The sequence below is a fragment of the Pseudomonas sp. Pseusp88 genome (assembly GCF_047303955.1).
GTDB lineage: Bacteria > Pseudomonadota > Gammaproteobacteria > Pseudomonadales > Pseudomonadaceae > Aquipseudomonas.
This window is the reverse complement of sequence record NZ_JBGLYM010000101.1, coordinates 1-449: the sequence shown is the minus strand read 5'-3', so window position 1 is coordinate 449 and position 449 is coordinate 1. Positions and strand designations below refer to the sequence as shown.

At 50.1% G+C, this 449-nt stretch carries 1 protein-coding gene; it reads left to right on the top strand.

Annotated elements, in window-relative coordinates; all coding sequences use genetic code 11:
* A partial coding sequence (locus ACCD02_RS32645; protein ID WP_413310713.1) for a hypothetical protein occupies nt 1-201 on the top strand: 201 nt, incomplete at its 5' end.
* Nucleotides 202-449 lie beyond the last annotated feature (248 nt).

Here is a 449-nt window from a genome sequence, read left to right as displayed (position 1 = left end):
TGTGGGACCGGCTTCAGCCGGGAAGGCGGCGGTGACTTCAATGACCTATTCCCGGCGAAAACCCCCACTCAATATCAATCCTTCAGCGCACTGAACGGCGCAATAAATCTCTCAAGAAAATTCCCTCATGTATTAAAGAAATGCCCTACAGCGCCATTTGTAGTTTGCATTTTAGTATCCGCTGTTTCGTATCGAAGTTGAGTGAGTAATTGCGTTTTGCCTTTGCGCACAACTGCTTGCGCACTTCTTTCAATGCGCGTGTCGTGAATATCATTTTTTAGAGGAACAGCGGATGTTCGCTCCTGCCAGCCAGGCTTATTTCAGCCTTACCACCAATGATCTTGAGCACGATCTGCGAGCGCTGTCGTTCATCGACACCGAAGGCACTAACCAACCCTATCGCTTCGACCTGGAACTGGTCAGCGAGCGCCGCAACCTCACACATAACC